18 protein-coding genes are annotated in these 18,091 nt (G+C 60.9%); 8 read left to right on the top strand and 10 right to left on the bottom strand.

The genetic code is table 11. The features are described from left to right. Window positions 1-102: 102 nt before the first annotated feature. The 6 genes from tsaB (at window position 103) to NW841_RS07100 (ending at window position 4,042) form a co-directional block, all read left to right on the top strand. Window positions 103-777: a tRNA (adenosine(37)-N6)-threonylcarbamoyltransferase complex dimerization subunit type 1 TsaB gene (tsaB, locus tag NW841_RS07125; RefSeq protein WP_414385959.1), complete on the top strand. Its 675-nt coding sequence runs from the start codon at window positions 103-105 to the stop codon at window positions 775-777. A 45-nt stretch (window positions 778-822) separates the two neighbouring features. Continuing rightward, the gene (efp, locus tag NW841_RS07120; protein ID WP_414365625.1) at window positions 823-1,380 is read left to right on the top strand and encodes an elongation factor P; all 558 of its coding nucleotides are present in this window, start codon (window positions 823-825) and stop codon (window positions 1,378-1,380) included. A 68-nt stretch (window positions 1,381-1,448) separates the two neighbouring features. Beyond that, a complete protein-coding gene (accB, locus tag NW841_RS07115; RefSeq protein ID WP_414385958.1) occupies window positions 1,449-1,925 on the top strand; it encodes an acetyl-CoA carboxylase biotin carboxyl carrier protein in 477 nt (158 codons plus the stop codon). Between the two features lie 93 nt (window positions 1,926-2,018). Continuing rightward, complete coding sequence (locus NW841_RS07110; RefSeq protein ID WP_414385957.1) at window positions 2,019-3,026, top strand: DNA polymerase III subunit delta'; 1,008 nt, start codon at window positions 2,019-2,021, stop codon at window positions 3,024-3,026. Window positions 3,027-3,049: 23 nt separating this feature from the next. Continuing rightward, entirely contained in the window at window positions 3,050-3,661 is a 612-nt protein-coding gene (gene plsY / locus NW841_RS07105) for a glycerol-3-phosphate 1-O-acyltransferase PlsY (protein ID WP_414372816.1), read from the top strand. Between the two features lie 21 nt (window positions 3,662-3,682). Beyond that, complete coding sequence (locus NW841_RS07100) at window positions 3,683-4,042, top strand: gamma-glutamylcyclotransferase (protein ID WP_414365629.1); 360 nt, start codon at window positions 3,683-3,685, stop codon at window positions 4,040-4,042. Here the strand turns inward: NW841_RS07100 and NW841_RS07095 are convergent. The 10 genes from NW841_RS07095 to NW841_RS07050 form a co-directional block, all read right to left on the bottom strand. Beyond that, complete coding sequence (locus NW841_RS07095) at window positions 4,039-6,189, bottom strand: cation:proton antiporter (RefSeq protein ID WP_414385956.1); 2,151 nt, start codon at window positions 6,187-6,189, stop codon at window positions 4,039-4,041. The genes NW841_RS07100 and NW841_RS07095 overlap by 4 nt on opposite strands. A 232-nt stretch (window positions 6,190-6,421) precedes the next feature. Further along, window positions 6,422-6,784, bottom strand: a complete 363-nt coding sequence (minE, locus tag NW841_RS07090) for a cell division topological specificity factor MinE (protein ID WP_414370618.1) — start codon at window positions 6,782-6,784, stop codon at window positions 6,422-6,424. An 89-nt stretch (window positions 6,785-6,873) separates the two neighbouring features. Further along, complete coding sequence (minD, locus tag NW841_RS07085) at window positions 6,874-7,680, bottom strand: septum site-determining protein MinD (protein ID WP_414365632.1); 807 nt, start codon at window positions 7,678-7,680, stop codon at window positions 6,874-6,876. Further along, complete coding sequence (minC, locus tag NW841_RS07080) at window positions 7,677-8,426, bottom strand: septum site-determining protein MinC (RefSeq protein ID WP_414370620.1); 750 nt, start codon at window positions 8,424-8,426, stop codon at window positions 7,677-7,679. Before minC ends, minD begins: the two co-directional genes overlap by 4 nt. Before the next feature lie 155 nt (window positions 8,427-8,581). Then, a complete protein-coding gene (locus NW841_RS07075) occupies window positions 8,582-9,088 on the bottom strand; it encodes a DNA recombination-mediator protein A (RefSeq protein WP_414365634.1) in 507 nt (168 codons plus the stop codon). A gap of 107 nt (window positions 9,089-9,195) precedes the next feature. Beyond that, window positions 9,196-10,404 carry a VLRF1 family aeRF1-type release factor gene (locus NW841_RS07070; protein WP_414385955.1) on the bottom strand — a complete coding sequence of 403 codons (1,209 nt, stop codon included), beginning with the start codon at window positions 10,402-10,404 and terminating at the stop codon, window positions 9,196-9,198. 100 nt (window positions 10,405-10,504) lie between these two features. Next, window positions 10,505-11,407, bottom strand: a complete 903-nt coding sequence (locus NW841_RS07065) for a transglutaminase family protein (protein WP_414365636.1) — start codon at window positions 11,405-11,407, stop codon at window positions 10,505-10,507. 436 nt (window positions 11,408-11,843) lie between these two features. Next, the gene (locus tag NW841_RS07060; protein ID WP_414365637.1) at window positions 11,844-12,014 is read right to left on the bottom strand and encodes a hypothetical protein; all 171 of its coding nucleotides are present in this window, start codon (window positions 12,012-12,014) and stop codon (window positions 11,844-11,846) included. A 108-nt stretch (window positions 12,015-12,122) separates the two neighbouring features. Further along, window positions 12,123-12,854, bottom strand: coding sequence for a 6-phosphogluconolactonase (gene pgl, locus NW841_RS07055; RefSeq protein WP_414385954.1), 732 nt, complete (start codon window positions 12,852-12,854; stop codon window positions 12,123-12,125). Between the two features lie 74 nt (window positions 12,855-12,928). After that, a complete protein-coding gene (locus NW841_RS07050; RefSeq protein ID WP_414385953.1) occupies window positions 12,929-13,936 on the bottom strand; it encodes a phosphoribulokinase in 1,008 nt (335 codons plus the stop codon). 317 nt (window positions 13,937-14,253) lie between these two features. Between NW841_RS07050 and NW841_RS07045 the strand changes: the two genes are divergently transcribed. Continuing rightward, complete coding sequence (locus NW841_RS07045) at window positions 14,254-15,144, top strand: ferredoxin--NADP(+) reductase (RefSeq protein WP_414378431.1); 891 nt, start codon at window positions 14,254-14,256, stop codon at window positions 15,142-15,144. Window positions 15,145-15,287: 143 nt separating this feature from the next. Continuing rightward, window positions 15,288-17,909, top strand: a complete 2,622-nt coding sequence (gene leuS / locus NW841_RS07040) for a leucine--tRNA ligase (protein WP_414385952.1) — start codon at window positions 15,288-15,290, stop codon at window positions 17,907-17,909. Window positions 17,910-18,091: the final 182 nt, after the last annotated feature.

Genomic DNA, 18,091 nt, shown 5'->3' with positions numbered 1-18,091 from the left:
TCATGATGGCAAACTTCCCTGAGGAAGCGCGAAGATTGACAACACAACCTTAAAACATCCGTTAAGTTCTGTCAACTACCTCGCTTGATCCTGAGAGAGGCCATGTCAGTTCCCCGCTGGATTTTAGGGATCCACACCACCACGCCTGTTCTGGGCTTGGCCCTGTTGCCGCTGGAGGAGAAGCTGGGGGAGAGCCGCAGCCGGAGTTGGTGGCTGGATCGGGAGATGGCGGCCCAGTTGCACCCTTGCCTGAGGGAGTTCTTAGCCAGCCAGGACTGGTCGCAGATGGCGGGGATCGCTGTAGCTTTGGGGCCGGGGAGTTTTACCGGCAGCCGTTTGGGGGTGAGTGTGGCGCGGTTGTTGGGCCAGCAGTTGCGCATTCCGGTGTTTGGCTACTCGACCTTGGCGGTTCTCGCCCGCCAGGCTTGGCAGGAGCAGGGATCCCCGCCTCAGCCCCTGACGGTGGCGGTGCACATGGACGCCAAGCGGGGGGAGCAGTATGGTGGCGTGTACCGGGTGGGCCCACAACATTGGGTTGCCGAAGTAGCGGATCAGCTCTGGGAGGAAGCTGCTTGGCAGACGGTTCTGCGGCAGTGGCCGCAGGCTCTCGTCGTCGATGCCGCCGACTGGGTAGATCCGGCGCCTGTGCTGGCGTTGGCGGAACTAGCCCGCGCCGATTTCCAGGCAGGCTTGCGCCCTCCCTGGCAGACGGTGTTGCCTCTTTACGGACGTCAGCCGCCCGTTGATCTCAGAGGGCTGAATCGGAGTGCCCCGTAGCCGGGGTAAGATTGGGAAGTCTAAGCAACGGATCGCTGTGCTGACATGATCTCAAGCAACGATTTGCGCCCCGGCGTCTCTGTGGAAATTGACGGCGCTCCCTACAAGGTAATCGAGTTTCTGCACGTGAAACCTGGCAAGGGCTCGGCTTTTGTGCGCACCAAGCTCAAAAATATGCAGACCGGCAACGTTGTGGAGAAAACCTTCCGCGCCGGCGAAATGCTGCCTGCCGCCACTATTGAAAAAGTGAATATGCAGTATCTCTACGCAGAAGGGGACAATTTCGTGTTCATGGACATGGAGACCTACGAACAGGCTCCCCTCAGTGCTGCCCAAATTGGCTCTGCCGTGAAATACCTGAAAGAGAACATGGAAGTGGCCATCCTGCGCTGGAAGGGGCAGGTGATCGATGTGGAGCTGCCCAACACCGTTGTCTTGGAAGTGGTGGAAACCGATCCCGGCGTGAAAGGAGATACGGCCACGGGAGGAACCAAGCCCGCCAAGCTGGAGACCGGCGCTGAGATCCAGGTGCCTCTGTTTATCAAGGTGGGAGAACGGGTGCGTGTCGATACTCGCACCGACACCTATATAGGCCGCGAGTGATGGCTCTCCTTCTTCTTCGCCGCTGGGCTGCCGTTGTGGACAGGTGATGCATCAGGAGTAACGTTCCCTTGGATGTTGTCAATTGGCAGGAAGTTCGCCTTCTGCTGGCCGCTCTGCAGGAGAGCGACGTTACCGAGCTAACCCTGGAGTACAAGGATTTCCGCCTGACCCTGCGCAAAGGAATCCCGACTGGCCTTGCTGCTGCCGCCGCTCCGCCCGCTGCCCCGCCGCCAGCACCCCCCCCTGCTCCCCCTGCAGAAGCTCCCTCTCCTGAGAGCGCTTCTAAGCCTGCCCCCAGCCACTGGGTAGAGGTGACAGCACCGATGGTGGGCACCTTCTACAGCGCTCCTGCCCCTGGAGAGATGGATTTTGTGCAGGTTGGCCAGCGGGTGAACAAGGGCCAAACTCTCTGTATCATCGAAGCCATGAAGCTGATGAACGAGATAGAAGCTGAAACCGCAGGCGTGGTGAAGGAGATTTTGGTGAGCAACGGCCAGCCGGTAGAATTTGGTCAAGTTTTAATGCGACTGGATCCCACGGCCTAACGGCAGGAGCAGAGATGAAGCTTTGCGTATTGAGGAAGCAGCGGCTCCAGGGCTCTCTTGCCGACCTTTGCCAGGGAGTAAGCAATTCTGCCAATGCCCCAGCCCCAGGTTGAGGGGGTAAAGGTTCTGCCCCCACAGCACATCGTCGGGCAGGAGCTGGCGGCGCGGCTGCTGGTGGCTGCTCTGGAAAAGGGGCGGGTGACCTCCAGCTACTGTTTCTTGGGGCCAGAGGGGGTGGGGCGAGGGCTGATGGCCCGCTGGTTTGCCCGGGCCCTCTTCTGCGAGGCCAGCTCGGGGATCCCTTGCGGCCAGTGCTCCAACTGCCGTTGGCTGCTAGCGGGCACCCATCCCGACCTCCACTGGGTCAGCCCTACCTATCTCCACCAGGGCCGCCTGATAGCAGCGGAGGCCCCGGAGGCGCAAACTCTGCAGCGGCGCTCCCCGCCGCAAATTCGCCTGGAACAGGTGCAGGGAGTGGCCCGCTTCTGTGCCCGTAAGCCAATGCGCGCCCGCCGTTCGCTGGTGGTGCTGGAGGGGGCGGAAACTCTGGCAGAAAGTGCGGCCAATGCCCTCCTGAAAACCCTGGAGGAGCCCGGGCCGGCCCACATCGTTCTCATCGCCCCCCAGGCGGCCTCCCTGCTGCCGACGCTGTTGTCCCGCTGCCAGATGGTGCCTTTCCGCCGCCTCAGCCCGGCAGAGGTAGAGCGGGTGTTGGTTAGTTTGAACTGCCCGGAGCTGCCCGGGATCCCTCGCTCTGAGCTGATTGCCCTGGCCCAAGGCAGCCCCGGACGGGCGCTGGAGGCCCACCAGCACCTGCAAAGGATCCCGCCGTCGCTGCTGCAAGACCTTAGACGCTGGCCCCCCTCGCTGCGGCAGGCCCTGGAACTGGCCAGGGCGGTGGCCGCTCTCGACTTGCCGGCGCAACTGTGGCTGATTGACTATCTGCAGCAGCATTTCTGGGTGCAGGGATCCCGCCAGGCCATCTGGCAATTGGAGCAGATTCGTCACCAGCTTTTGCACTTTGTGCAACCGCGCCTTGCTTGGGAGGTCAACCTGGCCGGCTTCGACAGCAGTTGTAACCCAAGCCCTGTGGCAAAGTGAGAAAGAGCGTTCAAGACCTGCCTATGCCTGCCTGGCTTTTGGCTTTCCTCGCGGCCCTTGGAGGCTACTTGCTGGGATCCATCCCCACCGGCTACTGGGTGGGACGTTGGTGGGGCGGGATCGACCTCCGCCAAGCGGGCTCCGGCTCGACGGGGGCAACCAACGTGTTGCGGACGCTGGGCAAGGGGCCGGCGCTGCTGGTGCTGCTGGTGGATGCCGCCAAGGGGGCAGCAGCGGTGGCGCTGGGATCGGCTTTGGGATCCCCGTGGTGGGTGGTCGTAGCGGCCCTGGGGGCAGTGGTTGGCCACAGCCGCTCCTGCTGGCTGGGCTTTAGGGGGGGCAAGTCAGTGGCCACCAGCCTGGGGATCCTCTTGGCCATGGCTTGGCCGGTGGCCCTGGCTACCTTTGGCGTCTGGCTGCTGGGGATCGCCCTTACCCGCATTGTCTCCTTCAGCTCGCTGCTGGCGGCGGTGGCGGCGCCGCTGCTAATGTGGGCTCTGGGTCAGCCTCTGCCCTATGGGTTGTTTGCCCTGGTAGGGGGGGTTTATGTCATTGCTGCCCATCGACGCAACATCGAGCGCCTGCTGGCCGGCTCAGAGCCCCGCCTTGGCCAAAAATTGGCCCAATCCCCCTAATTCTCCCTGTCCCAGAGCACGATGGAACCAACGACCGTGGTTTTTGTCTACGGATCCCTGCTGCGGGGCGGCCAGTACCACAGTCTGCTGCAAGGAGCAGAGTTTTTGGGAACCGACAGCCTCAACCACATCGATCTCTACGATCTCGGCCCCTACCCGATGGCCGTTCCTGGCCGCAACCGGCTCTACGGCGAGCGCTACCGCATTCCCCTGAGCCTGTTGCCCCGCCTAGACGAGCTGGAGGATCACCCGCGGCTGTACAGACGGCAGTGGGTGCAACTGGAGAGTGGCACTTCGGCCTGGGTTTACCTGGGCCGGCCTGAGCAGGTGCAGGGGTGCCCCCTCATCCCCAGTGGCCGCTGGCTGCCCCGACCTTCCTAGAGATCAAAGTGGAGCTTAATGCCCTCAACATACTGAGGCAGTAACTCCGCTGAGGGCAGATCCCATTCTGAGGGATCCGACTCTCTGGCAGAGGGAGCACCGGCCTCTACAGGGCTGGCAAGCCGCTCTAGGTAGTAAATGCAATCCCCACGTCGCCAGATGCCTGGCTCCGGCAGGTAGAACAGCCGACCAACCTGGGACGACTTACCCTTCTCTCCAAACCAGCCTCCCAGACGCTGCGGGCGCACCAGCAGCAAAGGCAGGCACAGATCCGCCTTAATGCGGTAGGCAAACTGATCCCGCAGCCGCTCCAGAGCGGGATCCTCCAGCCCCATCTGAGCCGAGAAGGGGTTGAGCAGCGTTGAACGCGCTGCCCAGCTCGACTCCTGGGCCGAGGCCACCGCCGATTGGGGGGGCTTCAAGCCCAGATCCGCCAAGGTGGGCAGGGTAATCGAGCGCAGCTCCGCTCGCTTAGCTTCTAGGTAGCCGGCCCAGCGCTGCAGTTGGGAAAAGGGGATTGGCAGGGCGCGGATCCCTTCTGAGATGGGCATCTCCGGCAGCAACACCGTCCAGATGGCAGCAGAAACCGAGAGTTTCACCATCAGCTCGGCAATCGCCCAGTTCATCTGCGGATCCAGCGTTAGGATCAGCAGCGTCTCCGCGTGGTCAATATCGGCCTTCAACAGGGCCGACTCGCTGAGCACCACTTCCTGCAGGGATCCCGGCAGCAGCCGGCCAACTTCCTCTTCAGCTCCACCGGCTCCATTACTCCCAGAGGGATCCCCCAGGGCATAGGCGACCTTGTGGCCGTTGAGCTGGGCTAGGCCAGCAGGCTCGCGCAGACGGGATCCCGACGGCAGCGGCAGCACCTCCACCGCCTGGTTGAGGGAGCTCATCAACTGGGCCAACTGGCTGACGAGGGGATGGTTGCCGACGATCACCGTAGAACTGCCCTGATCCAAGCCCAGCCAACGGGCCACCCAGGCGGCGGTCAGCCCCTGCACCGTCACCGTGACCGAGATGGTCAAAAACACCAGCGCCTTGAGGGCATCCCCCCCAGTAATGCCTCGCTCGGTGAGCAAAATGGCAAACAGAGAGGCCACCGATGCCGCCACAATACCGCGGGGAGCCAGCCAGGCCACAAACAACTTTTGCCGCCAGTTGAGGTCACTGCCCCAGGTACACAGCCACACACTCAGGGGGCGAACCACCAGCATCAGGCAGAGCACCGTGGCCAGCGCTCCCCAGCCCAAAGCAAATACCGCCTTTAGAGAGAGGGTGGACGTGAGCAAGATAAACAACACTGAGATGGCCATCACCACCAACTGGCCATGGAATTGGCGCACGCTCCGCTCGGCAATGGCCGCCTTCTGCCGCACCACCAGGCCCGCCATCACCACCGCCATCAGCCCCGCTTCTGAGCGCAGCGACTGGGCCAGGGTAAACACCCCCAGCGCCCCCGCCAGCACCACCGAGTTGCGCAACTCCTCCGTCAAAAATTGCCGCGACCAGAGCAAAAAGGATCCCATCAGCCAGCCCCCCAGCGCCCCCACCGCCGACCCAATGGCCAAGCGGCTGGACAACTGCTCCAAGGCCATGAGGAAGCTGGGGTGGCCAGAAAGCACCACCTGCAGCACCACCACCGCCAAGATGGCCCCCAGCGGATCGATGAGCACCCCTTCCCCTTCCAGCAGAGTGCTGACGGCGGAATCGACCCGTACCCGCTTCAGGATAGGGTTAATCACCGTCGGCCCCGTCACCACCACCAGGGATCCGAACAAAAAGGCCAGGGGCCAGGGAAACTCCCCCAAATAGTGGGCCGCCAGTGCCCCTCCTCCCAAGGTCAGCAGGGATCCCAGCAACACCAAATTGCGCAAGCTATCGGAGACTTGGTTGAGGCGTTGCAGCCGCAGGTTCAGCCCCCCCTCAAATAGGATCAGGGCCACTGCCAGCGACACCAGCGCCTCCAGACCGGATCCCATGATCTGAGGGCGAACCCAGCCCAAGCCATCTGGCCCCAGCAACACCCCAAACAGCAGCAGGAAAACAATGCTGGGCACTTTGACAAAATTGGCTAGGACTTGAGCCGCGATCCCGGCCACCAAGGCCAGCGTAAACAGGATCGTCAGCTCAAAGGAGTTTTCCATGCCGAGGCTCAACCTCCCTTAGCGCGAACTCCGTCCCGGCGGCTTTGTCTTGGTCAGCATTGGGGTCACAGACAGTTGACATGAACAGGCTGTAAACAACTGCAAGGCACTCCGGGCCGGGACAGACATAGGTGGGAGTCAAGAGAGAGCATCTTGGCGAACGGACGCAGCCCAGGCGAGTGTAACACTCTATGCAACACCTTGAATTACTGCTTCCTGAGTCTAGGGTAGCTCAGAGGGAAGGCGAGCTCAAATGGCCTCCCTCGGATGGGGCAGCTCCGGGATCCTGTTGTGGGTTCTCCCCTTCACAGGAATAAAGGCCGGCCTCCGCCAGGGGCTTAACGCGACGAATGGGGAGGTTGGCGATCAGAGCCGTCGTCCCCCCTTCTGCCGCCAAGTGAAACTGCATCCCCTCCGCATCCAGCTCCACATAGCGAGATACCACCTCTAAGATCTCCAGGCGCATCGCTTCCAAGGCTGCCGGGGTGAGGTCGGCGCGGTCGTGGGCCAAGATCAGTTTCAGGCGCTGCTTGGCTTGCTCGCGGCTGCTGCCAGAGTGGCGGGAAAAAAGCTGATCCAAAAAATCGAGGAGCATGAGCTTCAGGGGTGGCTTGACTTAGTTGTGAACGCGAATGTGGAGGGGGGAAGGCGGCTATACCAATCCAAGTCAGGCAAAGGAGCCATCTAAAACACCTTTTGGTTTAAAAACCGCTTGGCCTTTTCCCAGAAAGACTCGCCCAAGCTAGCCAACTTGGGAAATTCCACCGTTTCTCCTTCTAGTCGTCGAGCAATGCGCTGGATGGCCTGAGCGGCCAGAGTCGGGTTGGCCGAGAGGACTAGAGGTTCCCCTTTGTTGGTGGAGACGATCACCTCCCGGTCTTCTGGAATGATACCCACCAAGGGGATGGCCAGCACCTCCACCACATCTTCCACCGACATCATCTGGCCGGCAGCCACCATATCCGAGCGCAGGCGGTTGACAACAAGCTGGGTCGAGGAGATCCCTGCTGCCTCCAACAAGCCCACCACCCGATCCGCGTCCCGCACCGCCGACACTTCCGGTGTGGTGACCAACAGCGCTTCCGTCGCTCCGGCAACGGCATTGCGAAACCCTTGTTCAATCCCCGCCGGGCAGTCGATCAACACGTAGTCATGGCTGCTGGCGAGCTTCTCCATCAACTGCCGCATCTGATCCGGGTTGACCGCCGTTTTGTTGCGGGTTTGGGTTGCCGGCAACAGTGAGAGATTGGGGGTGCGTTTGTCCTTCACCAACGCTTGTTCAAGGCGACATTCCCCCGCAATTACCTCTAGAGCCGTGTACACCACCCGATTTTCCAACCCCAGCAGCAGATCCAGGTTACGCAGGCCAAAGTCGGCATCCACCACCACCACCGAGCGACCCAAGCGCGCCAAGGCAGTGCCCAGGTTGGCCGTTAGAGTGGTTTTCCCCACTCCCCCCTTCCCAGAGGTTACGACGATAACTCGGCTCATACTCCTCTCCGCAGAAAATCCTGAAGGCTGGCAATGCAGATGACACCCTCCTGCAAGTAAACCACCTCCGGGGTGTTGGGAGGGGATCCTCCTTCCGGCGGGCGGGCCACCTGATCGGCAATGCGCAACTGAGTGGGCTCTAAGTGCAAAGCTAAGATCACAGCGCCTCTATCCCCCTCTGCACCGGCATGCACTAGGCCGCGCAGACGTCCCCAGACCCAGATGTCACCGCCGGCAATGATCTCGCCGCCGGGGTTGAGATCCCCCAGCAGAAAGACCGAGCCACGGTGGCGCACGGACATTCCCGACCGCACTGTGGATCGCAGGTAGAGGGGGGTGGTATCCGGGGGGACAGGGGAAATCACCTCTAAGGGGGAAGATTGTTCCACCGAATAGCCTAGGGTCGCCGCCGCGATCGCCGTCCCTCGGGATCCGGTTTGGACGCGCCACAAGGACAGCCGATGCTGCGACAACAAGACGGCCAGAGTTTGTAGGGTGGGCAAGTCCAGCTCTCGCTCTTGGCACCACAGGGTCAGGGGGGCCACTCCTGCCCAGTAGGGTTTGCGGCTGCGCAATTGCCACACCAAATCGTCCCAGACTTCTTCCCAAGCCAGGGTGGCGGGCAAATGCAGATGGATCCCTTGGGCATCGAATCGAAAATAGACACCCCTTTCGGATCCCCGCGGGTTAGAGGATGAGGTAGGTGAGACTGCAGAAATTTCCGGGTTCCATGCCGGGGATCCCATCATGGCTGCCCAACGATTTGCCTCAAGACAAAGCCTTATCCTATTCCATTCGCCAAACGTCGGGAGTGCGCTGCAGTCTATATTGAGCTATCGGGGCTTTCTACACTGCTGCTACCCCCGGGGCAAAAGGTTGAGAGCAGTGAGCTGCAGTCCAGTCAGTCGAAATAGAAGAGTGTAACCAACTTGTGTTGCTCCTCGGCGTGCCTGCAGGCCTCCAAAAGCGTGACGCTGTCGTGAAAGGCAAAACAGATCAACTGCTGGCACTTGCTGATGATCTCTAGGTTGCACAGGCGGCTAGCCTCCGCCAGGGGAAGATGGTCATTTTCGGGGTGCTCCACCAGATGCAGCACCTGCTCCAGGCTGGCCCGCGACTCTGCCGGCTGTCGCTCCAAACTTTGCGGCAAGATCACCGTCAAGGATTTCATATCTGCCCGCATCGCCCCGCGAATCACAGCCAGGTTGGTGCCAATGGCCCCGGAAGTGAGAATGCGGTTGCCAGTGAGGGCCAAAGCGTAGCTGAGGGTCTCGATGAGGTACTGGTGGGTGATGGGCACATGGCGACTGCCCAGGATGGCTATCCGCTTTGGCCCAACTTGCTGAATCGCAGCCAGCTCCTGCAAAAACGTATCAACGCTGGTGGGAAGATCAATAGACTGGGTCAACGGGATCCCTCAGAAAACTTTTCAGAGGTGGGCTAGGCTATGTTAGCCTACACTGCGGCTTTGGGATCCAGCCAGAGAGCTGCTCAACCCGGTTTGGGCGGCCGAGTTTACCAGCGCAGCAGCGCTGCCGCTCCCTGGAACTCCTCGAGGAGGCGAACTTCGGCCTCGCCACGGACAAACTCCAGCTTAGCGCCGAAATCGCGGGCCAGCACCCAGACCTGATCCCGCAGCGCCACCGGTTGGGGCTCTGGGCAGAGGAGCTGGGCCATCTCTGGGGTTCCTCCCACCGAGCCGTCTGGACAGCGCCAGATGGTGGCCTCTAGCCTCCAGGGCAAGACCAGAATTTCCACTCGACCCAGTTGGAGGGCGTCCAGCACCGCGTCCAAGCCCCAAGCGCCGGGCTGCTCCCGAATCCGCTCTAACAAGGCCAGTTCCCCTTGGCGCTCGGCGGCCTCCAGGACGGGCACCACTCGGTCGAGGATGTCTTGCGGCGTCGGTGCGTGGAGGTTGGCGGGGTGCCCCACCCGGGCGACGACGCGGTTGCGCAAGCCGCGGTTGAGGTAGCCCTCAAAGTGAGATACCTGCCAGGCTTCCCCCATGAGCACCAGCCGCTCAATGCCCAGCCGATCCACCGCTTTGTCGAGGGCCTGGGCCAGGCGCTGGTAGAGCTTGTGCATCCAGAGGCTGACCTTGGCCGCCTCCCGCTCCTTGGGGGAGAGTTTGTCAAAGGTGCCGCCGCTGCGGGCCCGACGCTCGGCAACGGCATTTTCGATGCGGCCGGCCAGATCCTGGAGTTCCTGCCACTCGTCGGCGCCGATGTTGGCAAAGATTTCGGTATCCTCCCGCAGTTCTCCCAGAAAGAGCTCGTAGAAGTGCCACCTGGCTCCGGACAGGTGCAACACCCCGGCCCGCTCATATTCATCGAAGGCGAAAATCAAAGGGGTCAAGTACGGCTCACCCCAGCGGGCTTCTACCCGCCCGTGGGCCAGATCCACTACCGGCAGCTCCACCTGCAGGTCAATTCGACGCAGCACTAGCTTGCCATCAGCGTTGCAGCTGGCAAAAAGAACTAAGGTGCGGGCGGAAGGGCGCTCCTGTTCCAGCAGGGCAAGGATTTGCTCGTAGAGAGAAGGATCCCGCTTGCCCTCCCGGAACTCCGGCAGCTCTTTGATAGCGTTCTTGATGCGTCCTACCCAGGCAAGGCGGGCATTTTCGGGACGGGCAGGGTTGATGTCGGCGTATAACGAGAGCACCGGCGTGCTGCTGTCGCCAAAGGCAGCTTGTAAATCCTGGATCAGGGTGTTGAGCTCTTCCATGGTTTGGAAAAGGGACTTCACTACAAGATATCTAAAGCAAGATATCTAAAGTAGGAGATGCAACAGCAGATCTATCAAGGGATCCCACGCAGGATGGAGCTCAGTTGAGCTGGGCTTGAGGAGAAGATCCTGCCTGGATTTGGATAGTGTAGCTCATGTGGCTGTGAACACCCCTGCCCAGCCAATGGCCGTAGATAGGAGCGGCACCTCGGGGGTAGGCACTGGCCGCCAAAGCCACGTGGCCATCGGCCACGGCCAGCCCTTGGGTGGGATCGAACCCCCGCCAACCAGCCCCCGGCAGATACACCTCTGCCCAGGCGTGTAGGTGGCGCTCTGCTGGCTCTTTGCTGGCTGTGCCCTGGAGTTCGGGGTTCTCTTGCAACGGCGGGCTGACCTGGTAGCCGCTGACAAATCGTGCCGCCAGACCTACTGCCCGACAGCCCTCCATAAACACCAGCGTCAGGTCACGGCAGGAGCCGGTTTTGCGCTGCCACGTCAAGCCGGCGGGCCAAGGATCCCCCTTCTCCCGCAAGATGTGGCGGCACTCGGAGTAGATGCGTTGGTTGAGCGCCGGCAAAAAGGCCGTCGTCTCCCCCTGCACCTGATCCCAGAGCTCCCAGGCGAGGCTTTGGATGCCGGCATCTGCCGGGGTTGCCAGATAGGGCTGCAGTTGGGCCGCCAGCGTGCTGGGATAGTTGATGGGAAGGTGGGTGGCCCAATCGAAGAGTAGATAGTCAAAGGGGTTGCGCCGCAGGGTGACCACGGTGGACTGGGTTTGGATGCGCAGATGTTCGGTGGGATCCCCAAACCAGAGCTGAACTGCCGCGTTGCCATCCAGATCCACCAGCTCCGATTGGCCTGCCGGCGGCGGATCCACCCGCAGCTCAAAGGCCAAGAGGGTTTGGATCCCGTTGCAACGGGGCCGCAACCGCACAGTGTGGGGCTCCAGTTGCACTGGACGGCTGTAGCGATATTCGATGAGATGGTGAATTTGAACTTGCACAGGCTTGCCCCAGGACGGTCAACAGGTTGTGTCTCAAGTCTCAGTCGCTCGTTTGTGCTACAGTTAGCCGAAATTGGCGAAAAAATCAAACGGCAGTCAAAAAAGTAGGTAGGTCTTTGCCTCGGGCAAGTGTGTAGGGGCGCATTGACAATGCTTGGGGGCTTGCTTGTGGCCTGGGTGTCGGGTCAGCGGCACGGAGATTTCTAGGATCCCCCGACTTTGATCAGTGGGAGCGTCAATGGGCAAGCTCTTCTCCTTGTAGAGAGCTAGCTGCAGGTCGGCGGTTGGCCGGGGCGTCGCCTAGGGCCAAGACATCTGAGGGTGCCCTCTGGAAGGCTCTCCTGCTGGAACTCGCTGCTCAAGCGACCAAACTGCTACAGGAGGCTGGGCTAAGCCTTGGCCTGAGGATTTTTGGCGAGGTGGCGCAGCTTTCCTCTCACTCAAGCTGGACTTGCCCTTCCAGCAAAGCGAGGATTAGTCGGTCAATTGCCTCCAGATCCAATTCGTCGTAGAGCCGCTCCTGGAGGAGGTGGCAGATTTGGGATTCTTGCTGGCGGCTGAGGTAGGTGCTCTGGAGAACCGATTCGACAATGAGGCGGATGGACATGGGGCAGCGCTCTAACCCAACTGCCCCAATGAAATGCGAAACAAGGGGGAGGCAGCGGTGATCTGGGTCAAATGGCCATCCTTAGCCGGCAACCTTGACCTGGGCAGCCTAGCCGAGCAGGGTCACCGCGGGCAAGGGCAGTTCAGCCGCCGCCGCTGTATCCAGCAGCCATAGCAGCCGTCCTTGGGGGTTGAGGCGCTGGCAGGGCAGGTGGGCCTCTGTTGTCAGGGCTTCCTTAACAATTGCAGCCTTGCTGGCCCCTGTTACCAAAACCACCACCTGCCTGGCCTGGTTGAGAACAGGATAGGTGAGAGTTAGGCGCGGCTCCTCCCCTTTTTGGCCCACCGTCACCCAGCGGTGTTGCACCTGCAGAGCGGCTGTACCGGGAAACAAGGAGGCCGTGTGGCCGTCTTCTCCCACTCCCAGCCAGATCAGGTCGAAGGCAGGACATTCGGTGCCGAAAATCTGCTGCAGGGTCGCCTCGTACTCCGCCGCATCTCGCAAGGGATCCCCTGCTTGGGTGGGCATGGGAAAGACCTGAGAGGCGGGAACCCCGACCGTCTCCAGCAGGATCCGCCGTACCATGCCGTAATTGCTCTCAGGGTGATCCGGGGGAACGTAGCGCTCGTCTCCCCAGAACAGCCAGGTTTGCTGCCAAGGGATCCCTGGCGTCTGGGTTAAAGCGGCATACAACTTCCGTGGCGTGTTTCCCCCTGCCAGAGCCACCGTAAAGCGACCCCGTTGACGGATAGCCGCCGCGGCCTGCTCTTGCCAGATCTCGACCGCCCGTCGGAAAAAGGCTGTCCCCTCCGGCCAGATTTCCAACTGGAACCCTTGCATGGATCGCCCTCTGTTGCTGCTTGCCCAACTGCCCTAGCCGAGCAGAGGGATCCCCTTCACCCAGAGGCCAAACCCTAGGAAGCAACCGCCAGCTTTTTGGCTTCCGCCTGGATTTTCTCGTAGAGGGCCCGCAGCTTCAGGCCCACGATGACCTGGATGAGTCCAGAGCCATTGCGGGATCCGGGATATTCCGGGTGCTTGCGCAGCAATTCCGTCAGCTCGCCGTAGTAGCGGGTCGACAGATTGCTTAGGTGGTTCTCGATGTAGATGACCTCCTCCAGCTTGTCGAAGGTGCCGTCAATTTCCAACACCGAAACCGGCTGATCGAAGTAGGTGGAGGGGCCGTAGTGCAGGCGGATGCCTGGGTAGGAGCAGGTCAGCTTTTTGCCACAAGGGATCCAGTCAATGGTGGAGCCTTCGTCGAAGAGATAGACATGGTCAAAATACTTCACCCCCTCCCGCTGGATCATGCGCACCCGCAGCACTTTGTGCTCCGGATCCACCTCTGGCAGCAGCTTGGTGGGCAGCACCTCGATGACCACATCGGCATAGCGCTTCTGCACATCGACGTAGGCTTCAAAATCGGGGCGGCGGGCCTCGATGGAGCGCAACACATCTTCATAGGTGTGGCCCCGCTCCGCCATGTCCCGCTTCACCTTCCAGGCAATCTTGATCTCCGGCGCCAGATCCAGATAGACCTTGAAGTCCAGCAGCTCCCGCACCCGCTCGTCGTACATGGGGTGAAGGCCCTCCAAGACGATGATGGGGCTGGGATCCACCCGCTCCGGTGGGTCAATGAGCCCCGTCTCGTGGTTGTAGATGGGCTTCATCACGCTCTGGCCATTTTTGAGCGCCTTAGCCTGCTCGTACATGAGGTCGAAGTTGTTGGCGCGGGGATCCAGCGCCGTGATGCCCTTCTCTTTGCGCTGGTAGCGATCCAAGGAGTGGTAGTCGTCCAGACAAATGGTGGTAATGAGATCCCGGCCAAACAAGTCCCCCAACCGCCGCAAGAACGTGGACTTGCCACAGCCAGAATCTCCGGCAACACCGATCATTACAATACGTTCAGGACTGCTTGCCATGGGAACTCCTTGGGGATGGGCAGGGCAAAACTGAGAGGAAGCCTCTAAAAAAGTTACTGTTCTTTATGGTCTTGCATATTACCACAAGACGCTCCCCCACAACCGAGCTTTAGGCCAGAGAGGCGGGCACCGTCAAGGAACAATTTAACAAAGATTGTCTGTCTCCCGGCGACGACTGAGGAGAAGAGAAGTTTCCCGGCCTGGCTTTCTCAGGATCGGCCTGGGGTATTCCCCTCCGGCAAGTTCCGTTCGGGCAGGGGGGCTGCTAAGGTGTTTGCTAGAGAGTTTTCTCCCATTGCCAGGAGCAGTTCGCCGTTATGGTTGCCAGCGCAGAAAAGCGAGAAGTTGTTGTCAATCTGTACCGTCCCAACGCGCCCCTGATCGGCCAGTGTGTAGAGACCTACTCCCTTGTGGGGGAAGGGGCACCTGGCCTGACCAAGCACATTGTGCTCAGCCTACCGGATCCCAACTACCGCTACCTGGAGGGCCAAAGCGTTGGTATTATTCCTCCTGGCGTAGATGACAAGGGCAAGCCCCACAAGCCCCGCCTCTACTCCATTGCCTCCACTCGCTATGGCGACGACGGCGAGGGGCGCACCGTTTCTCTGAGTGTGAAACGGGCCGAATACGTGGATAAGGAGACGGGCCAGCCGGGGGTAGGGGTCTGCTCCGGCTTCCTCACCGATCTCAAACCCGGCGATGAGGTGATGATCACCGGGCCCTCAGGGAAAACCTTTTTGCTGCCGGAAGATGAGAACGCCAACCTGATTTTGATTGCCACCGGCACTGGCATCGCCCCTTTTCGCGCCTTCATCAAGCACCTGTTTGAAGAGGATCCCAACTACCAGGGCAAGATCTGGCTGTTTTTTGGGGTGCCCACCACGTCCACCCTGCTCTACCACGGGGATCTAGAAGCTTGGAAAGCCCAGTATGGGGATCGCTTCCGCGTCGATTACGCCATCAGCCGCGAACAGCAAACCCCCGACGGCAAAAAGATGTACGTGCAAAACCGCATGGCCGAGTACGGCCCCGAACTATGGGAGATGCTGCAGCAGCCCAACACCTACACGTACATCTGTGGCCTCAAGGGAATGGAGGACGGCATCAACAGCGTCATGGCCCCCCTTGCCGAGCAAGCCGGTCAAGACTGGAGCAAGTTCCAGAAGGAGCTGAAGAAGGCCAACAGGTGGCACGAGGAAACCTACTGAGGGGATCCCTTTGGGTTCACTGGTCTCCGGTGCTGCCGCTTAGGAGGGATCCCGTCGGCGCTGGGGATCCGCAAAACATGCCAAAATGCTGGTATCTTAGCCCACCTGAAGCCGAGAGCTGTTCTCCCCAGGAGCCCTAGACTGTGGACGCGCGCTACAATCCTCTGGCCATCGAAAGCAAGTGGCAGGCCCACTGGCGTGAAATCGGGTTGGATCGCACCCCAGAGCTGACGGCGGAAAGCCGCAAGTTCTACGCCCTGTCGATGTTTCCCTACCCCAGTGGCAGCCTGCACATGGGGCATGTGCGCAACTACACCATCACGGATGTCATTGCCCGCCACAAGCGCATGCAGGGGTATGCGGTGCTGCACCCCATGGGGTGGGATGCCTTTGGCTTGCCGGCAGAGAACGCGGCCATTGACCGCGGGATCCCGCCGGCCAAGTGGACCTACCAGAACATCGCCCAGATGCGGGATCAACTGCAGCGGCTGGGGCTTTCCTACGACTGGGAGCGGGAGATCACCACCTGCGCCCCCGACTACTACAAGTGGACGCAGTGGCTGTTTCTGCAGTTTTTCAAAGCGGGCCTGGCCTACCAGAAGGAAGCACCGGTGAACTGGGATCCCGTGGATCAGACCGTCTTGGCCAACGAGCAAGTGGACGCCGAGGGGCGCTCCTGGAGATCGGGGGCTCTGGTGGAAAAGCGCCTCCTCAAGCAGTGGTTTCTCAAGATCACGGCCTACGCCGACCAACTGCTGGCCGACTTGGAACAGCTCTCCGGCTGGCCAGAGCGGGTGCGCACCATGCAGGAGAACTGGATTGGCCAGTCGGTGGGGGCTAGGGTTGTCTTCAAAACCGAAACAGGGGAGGAGCTGCCGGTGTTTACCACCCGGCCTGACACCCTCTGGGGAGCCACCTTCATGGTGCTGGCGCCGGAGCATCCTTTGGTGGAGAAGCTCACCACCCCTGAGCAACAGGCTGCCGTCAAGGCCTACCAGGCCGAGGCTGCTGCCCGCAGCGAGATGGAGCGCAGTGCTGAAGATCGGGAAAAAACGGGCGTCTGGACAGGATCCTACGCCATCAACCCCGTTAACCAAGAGCGGATTCCCATCTGGATTGCCGACTACGTGTTGATGGGCTATGGTACGGGGGCCATCATGGCCGTGCCTGCCCACGACCAGCGGGACTTTGAGTTTGCCCGCAAGTTTGGCCTACCCATCAAGCTGGTGGTGCAACCGCCCCAGGGTGAGGTGGAAAGTGCCGAAGATCTGCAGGCGGCCTGGACAGGGGAGGGGGTGTTGATGAACTCCGGCCCCTTGAACGGGATCCCGGTGGGCAAAGGCCCAGGGCAGAGCGTAGAAAGAGCCATCGCCTGGTTAGAGAGTCAGGGCTTGGGGGAACGGCAGGTGAACTACCGCCTGCGCGACTGGCTCATCTCACGTCAGCGCTACTGGGGTTGCCCCATCCCCGTGATCCACTGCCCCCACTGTGGCATTGTGCCGGTCCCAGAGGAGGATCTGCCGGTGCTGTTGCCGGAGGATGTGGAGCTGACGGGGCGAGGGGGGTCTCCCTTGGCCCAGCGGGAGGACTGGGTGAAGGTGAAGTGCCCCACCTGCGGCGCCGAGGCCCGCCGCGAGACCGACACCATGGACACCTTCATCTGCTCCTCCTGGTATTTCCTGCGCTTTAGTGATCCCCGCAACGACCGCGAGATCTTCCGCAAGGATTTGGTCAACGCCTGGCTACCGGTGGATCAATACGTGGGCGGCATCGAGCACGCCATTTTGCACCTGCTTTACTCCCGCTTTTTCACCAAGGTGCTACGGGATCTGGGGCTGTTGAATTTTGACGAGCCCTTCTCCCGCCTCCTGACGCAGGGAATGGTGCAGGGGCGCACCTACTACAACCCCAACAAGTCCGGCAAGGATCGCTGGATCCCAGCGGCTCTGGTCAAGGATCCCAACGACCCGCGGGATCCAGAGACCGGCGAGCCTCTGGAAGTTATCTACGCCACCATGTCCAAATCCAAGGGCAACGGCGTGGATCCAGAGGAGGTGCTGGCCCACTACGGAGCCGACACAGCCCGCATGTTTATCCTCTTCAAGGCGCCGCCGGAAAAGGACCTGGAATGGGACGATGCCGACGTGGAAGGGCAGTTTCGCTTTCTCAACCGCGTCTGGCGGCAGGTGTACGACTTTGTCGTTCGCGCTAGCGGGACGGAGTCCTTGCAAGGCAAAGCCGCCGAGCTGCTGCAGGCCAAGGTTGAGGCGGGATCCCTGACCAAAGCGGAAAGGGATCTGCGCCGCGCCGTCCACACGGCCATCAAGGAAGTCAGTGAGGATCTGGAGGAGTACCAGTTCAACACGGCCATTGCCGAGCTGATGAAGCTGAGCAATGCCCTGGCCGAGGCGGGGATCCCAGACTCGCCAGTCTATGCAGAAGGGATCCGCACCCTGATCCTGCTCTTGGCTCCCTTTGCCCCCCACATAGCTGAGGAGCTTTGGCAGGCAGTGGGCGGTACAGACTCGGTGCATCGCCAGTCATGGCCCAGCTACGACCCGGCGGCGCTGGTGGCCGACACGGTAACCATTGTGGTGCAGGTCAACGGCAAGCTGCGCGGCTCCTTTGAAGCCCCTGCCGATGTCACGCCCCAGGAACAGGAGCGGCTGGCTTTGCAGTCGGAGGCGGCCCAAAGGTATCTGCAAGGGGTGACTCCGAAGAAGGTCGTCGTGGTGCCGAAGAAGCTGGTTAACCTGGTTGTCTAACCCTCTTGACTCTGGATGTACTGTTTCACTGTTTCTAGGGGTGCACCACCACAGGATTTAGAATCGTGCCAGAGCTTTGCTTTTCCCCAGTACGCCTTAGCTCTCCAAACTGTTGCCTTAGTATGCGACTTGATGCTGACTTGAGAAAAGAAACGAGGTTAGATAGGTTGTTATCAGGCTGC

This window comes from Synechococcus sp. H60.3, from assembly GCF_047462295.1.
Lineage (GTDB): Bacteria > Cyanobacteriota > Cyanobacteriia > Thermostichales > Thermostichaceae > Thermostichus.
This window is presented reverse-complemented; position numbering and strand designations above follow the sequence as displayed.

Bases quoted from the DNA above. Each gene is read 5' to 3' on its own strand.
- NW841_RS07095 (WP_414385956.1), bottom strand. From the start codon at position 6,189: ATGGAAAACTCCTTTGAGCTGACGATCCTGTTTACGCTGGCCTTGGTG.
- NW841_RS07050 (WP_414385953.1), bottom strand. From the start codon at position 13,936: ATGGCAAGCAGTCCTGAACGTATTGTAATGATCGGTGTTGCCGGAGAT.
- NW841_RS07045 (WP_414378431.1), top strand. From the start codon at position 14,254: ATGGTTGCCAGCGCAGAAAAGCGAGAAGTTGTTGTCAATCTGTACCGT.
- NW841_RS07070 (WP_414385955.1), bottom strand. From the start codon at position 10,404: ATGGAAGAGCTCAACACCCTGATCCAGGATTTACAAGCTGCCTTTGGC.
- plsY (WP_414372816.1), top strand. From the start codon at position 3,050: ATGCCTGCCTGGCTTTTGGCTTTCCTCGCGGCCCTTGGAGGCTACTTG.
- tsaB (WP_414385959.1), top strand. From the start codon at position 103: ATGTCAGTTCCCCGCTGGATTTTAGGGATCCACACCACCACGCCTGTT.
- NW841_RS07100 (WP_414365629.1), top strand. From the start codon at position 3,683: ATGGAACCAACGACCGTGGTTTTTGTCTACGGATCCCTGCTGCGGGGC.
- minE (WP_414370618.1), bottom strand. From the start codon at position 6,784: ATGCTCCTCGATTTTTTGGATCAGCTTTTTTCCCGCCACTCTGGCAGC.
- NW841_RS07060 (WP_414365637.1), bottom strand. From the start codon at position 12,014: ATGTCCATCCGCCTCATTGTCGAATCGGTTCTCCAGAGCACCTACCTC.
- minC (WP_414370620.1), bottom strand. From the start codon at position 8,426: ATGGGATCCCCGGCATGGAACCCGGAAATTTCTGCAGTCTCACCTACC.
- pgl (WP_414385954.1), bottom strand. From the start codon at position 12,854: ATGCAAGGGTTCCAGTTGGAAATCTGGCCGGAGGGGACAGCCTTTTTC.
- efp (WP_414365625.1), top strand. From the start codon at position 823: ATGATCTCAAGCAACGATTTGCGCCCCGGCGTCTCTGTGGAAATTGAC.
- NW841_RS07110 (WP_414385957.1), top strand. From the start codon at position 2,019: ATGCCCCAGCCCCAGGTTGAGGGGGTAAAGGTTCTGCCCCCACAGCAC.
- minD (WP_414365632.1), bottom strand. From the start codon at position 7,680: ATGAGCCGAGTTATCGTCGTAACCTCTGGGAAGGGGGGAGTGGGGAAA.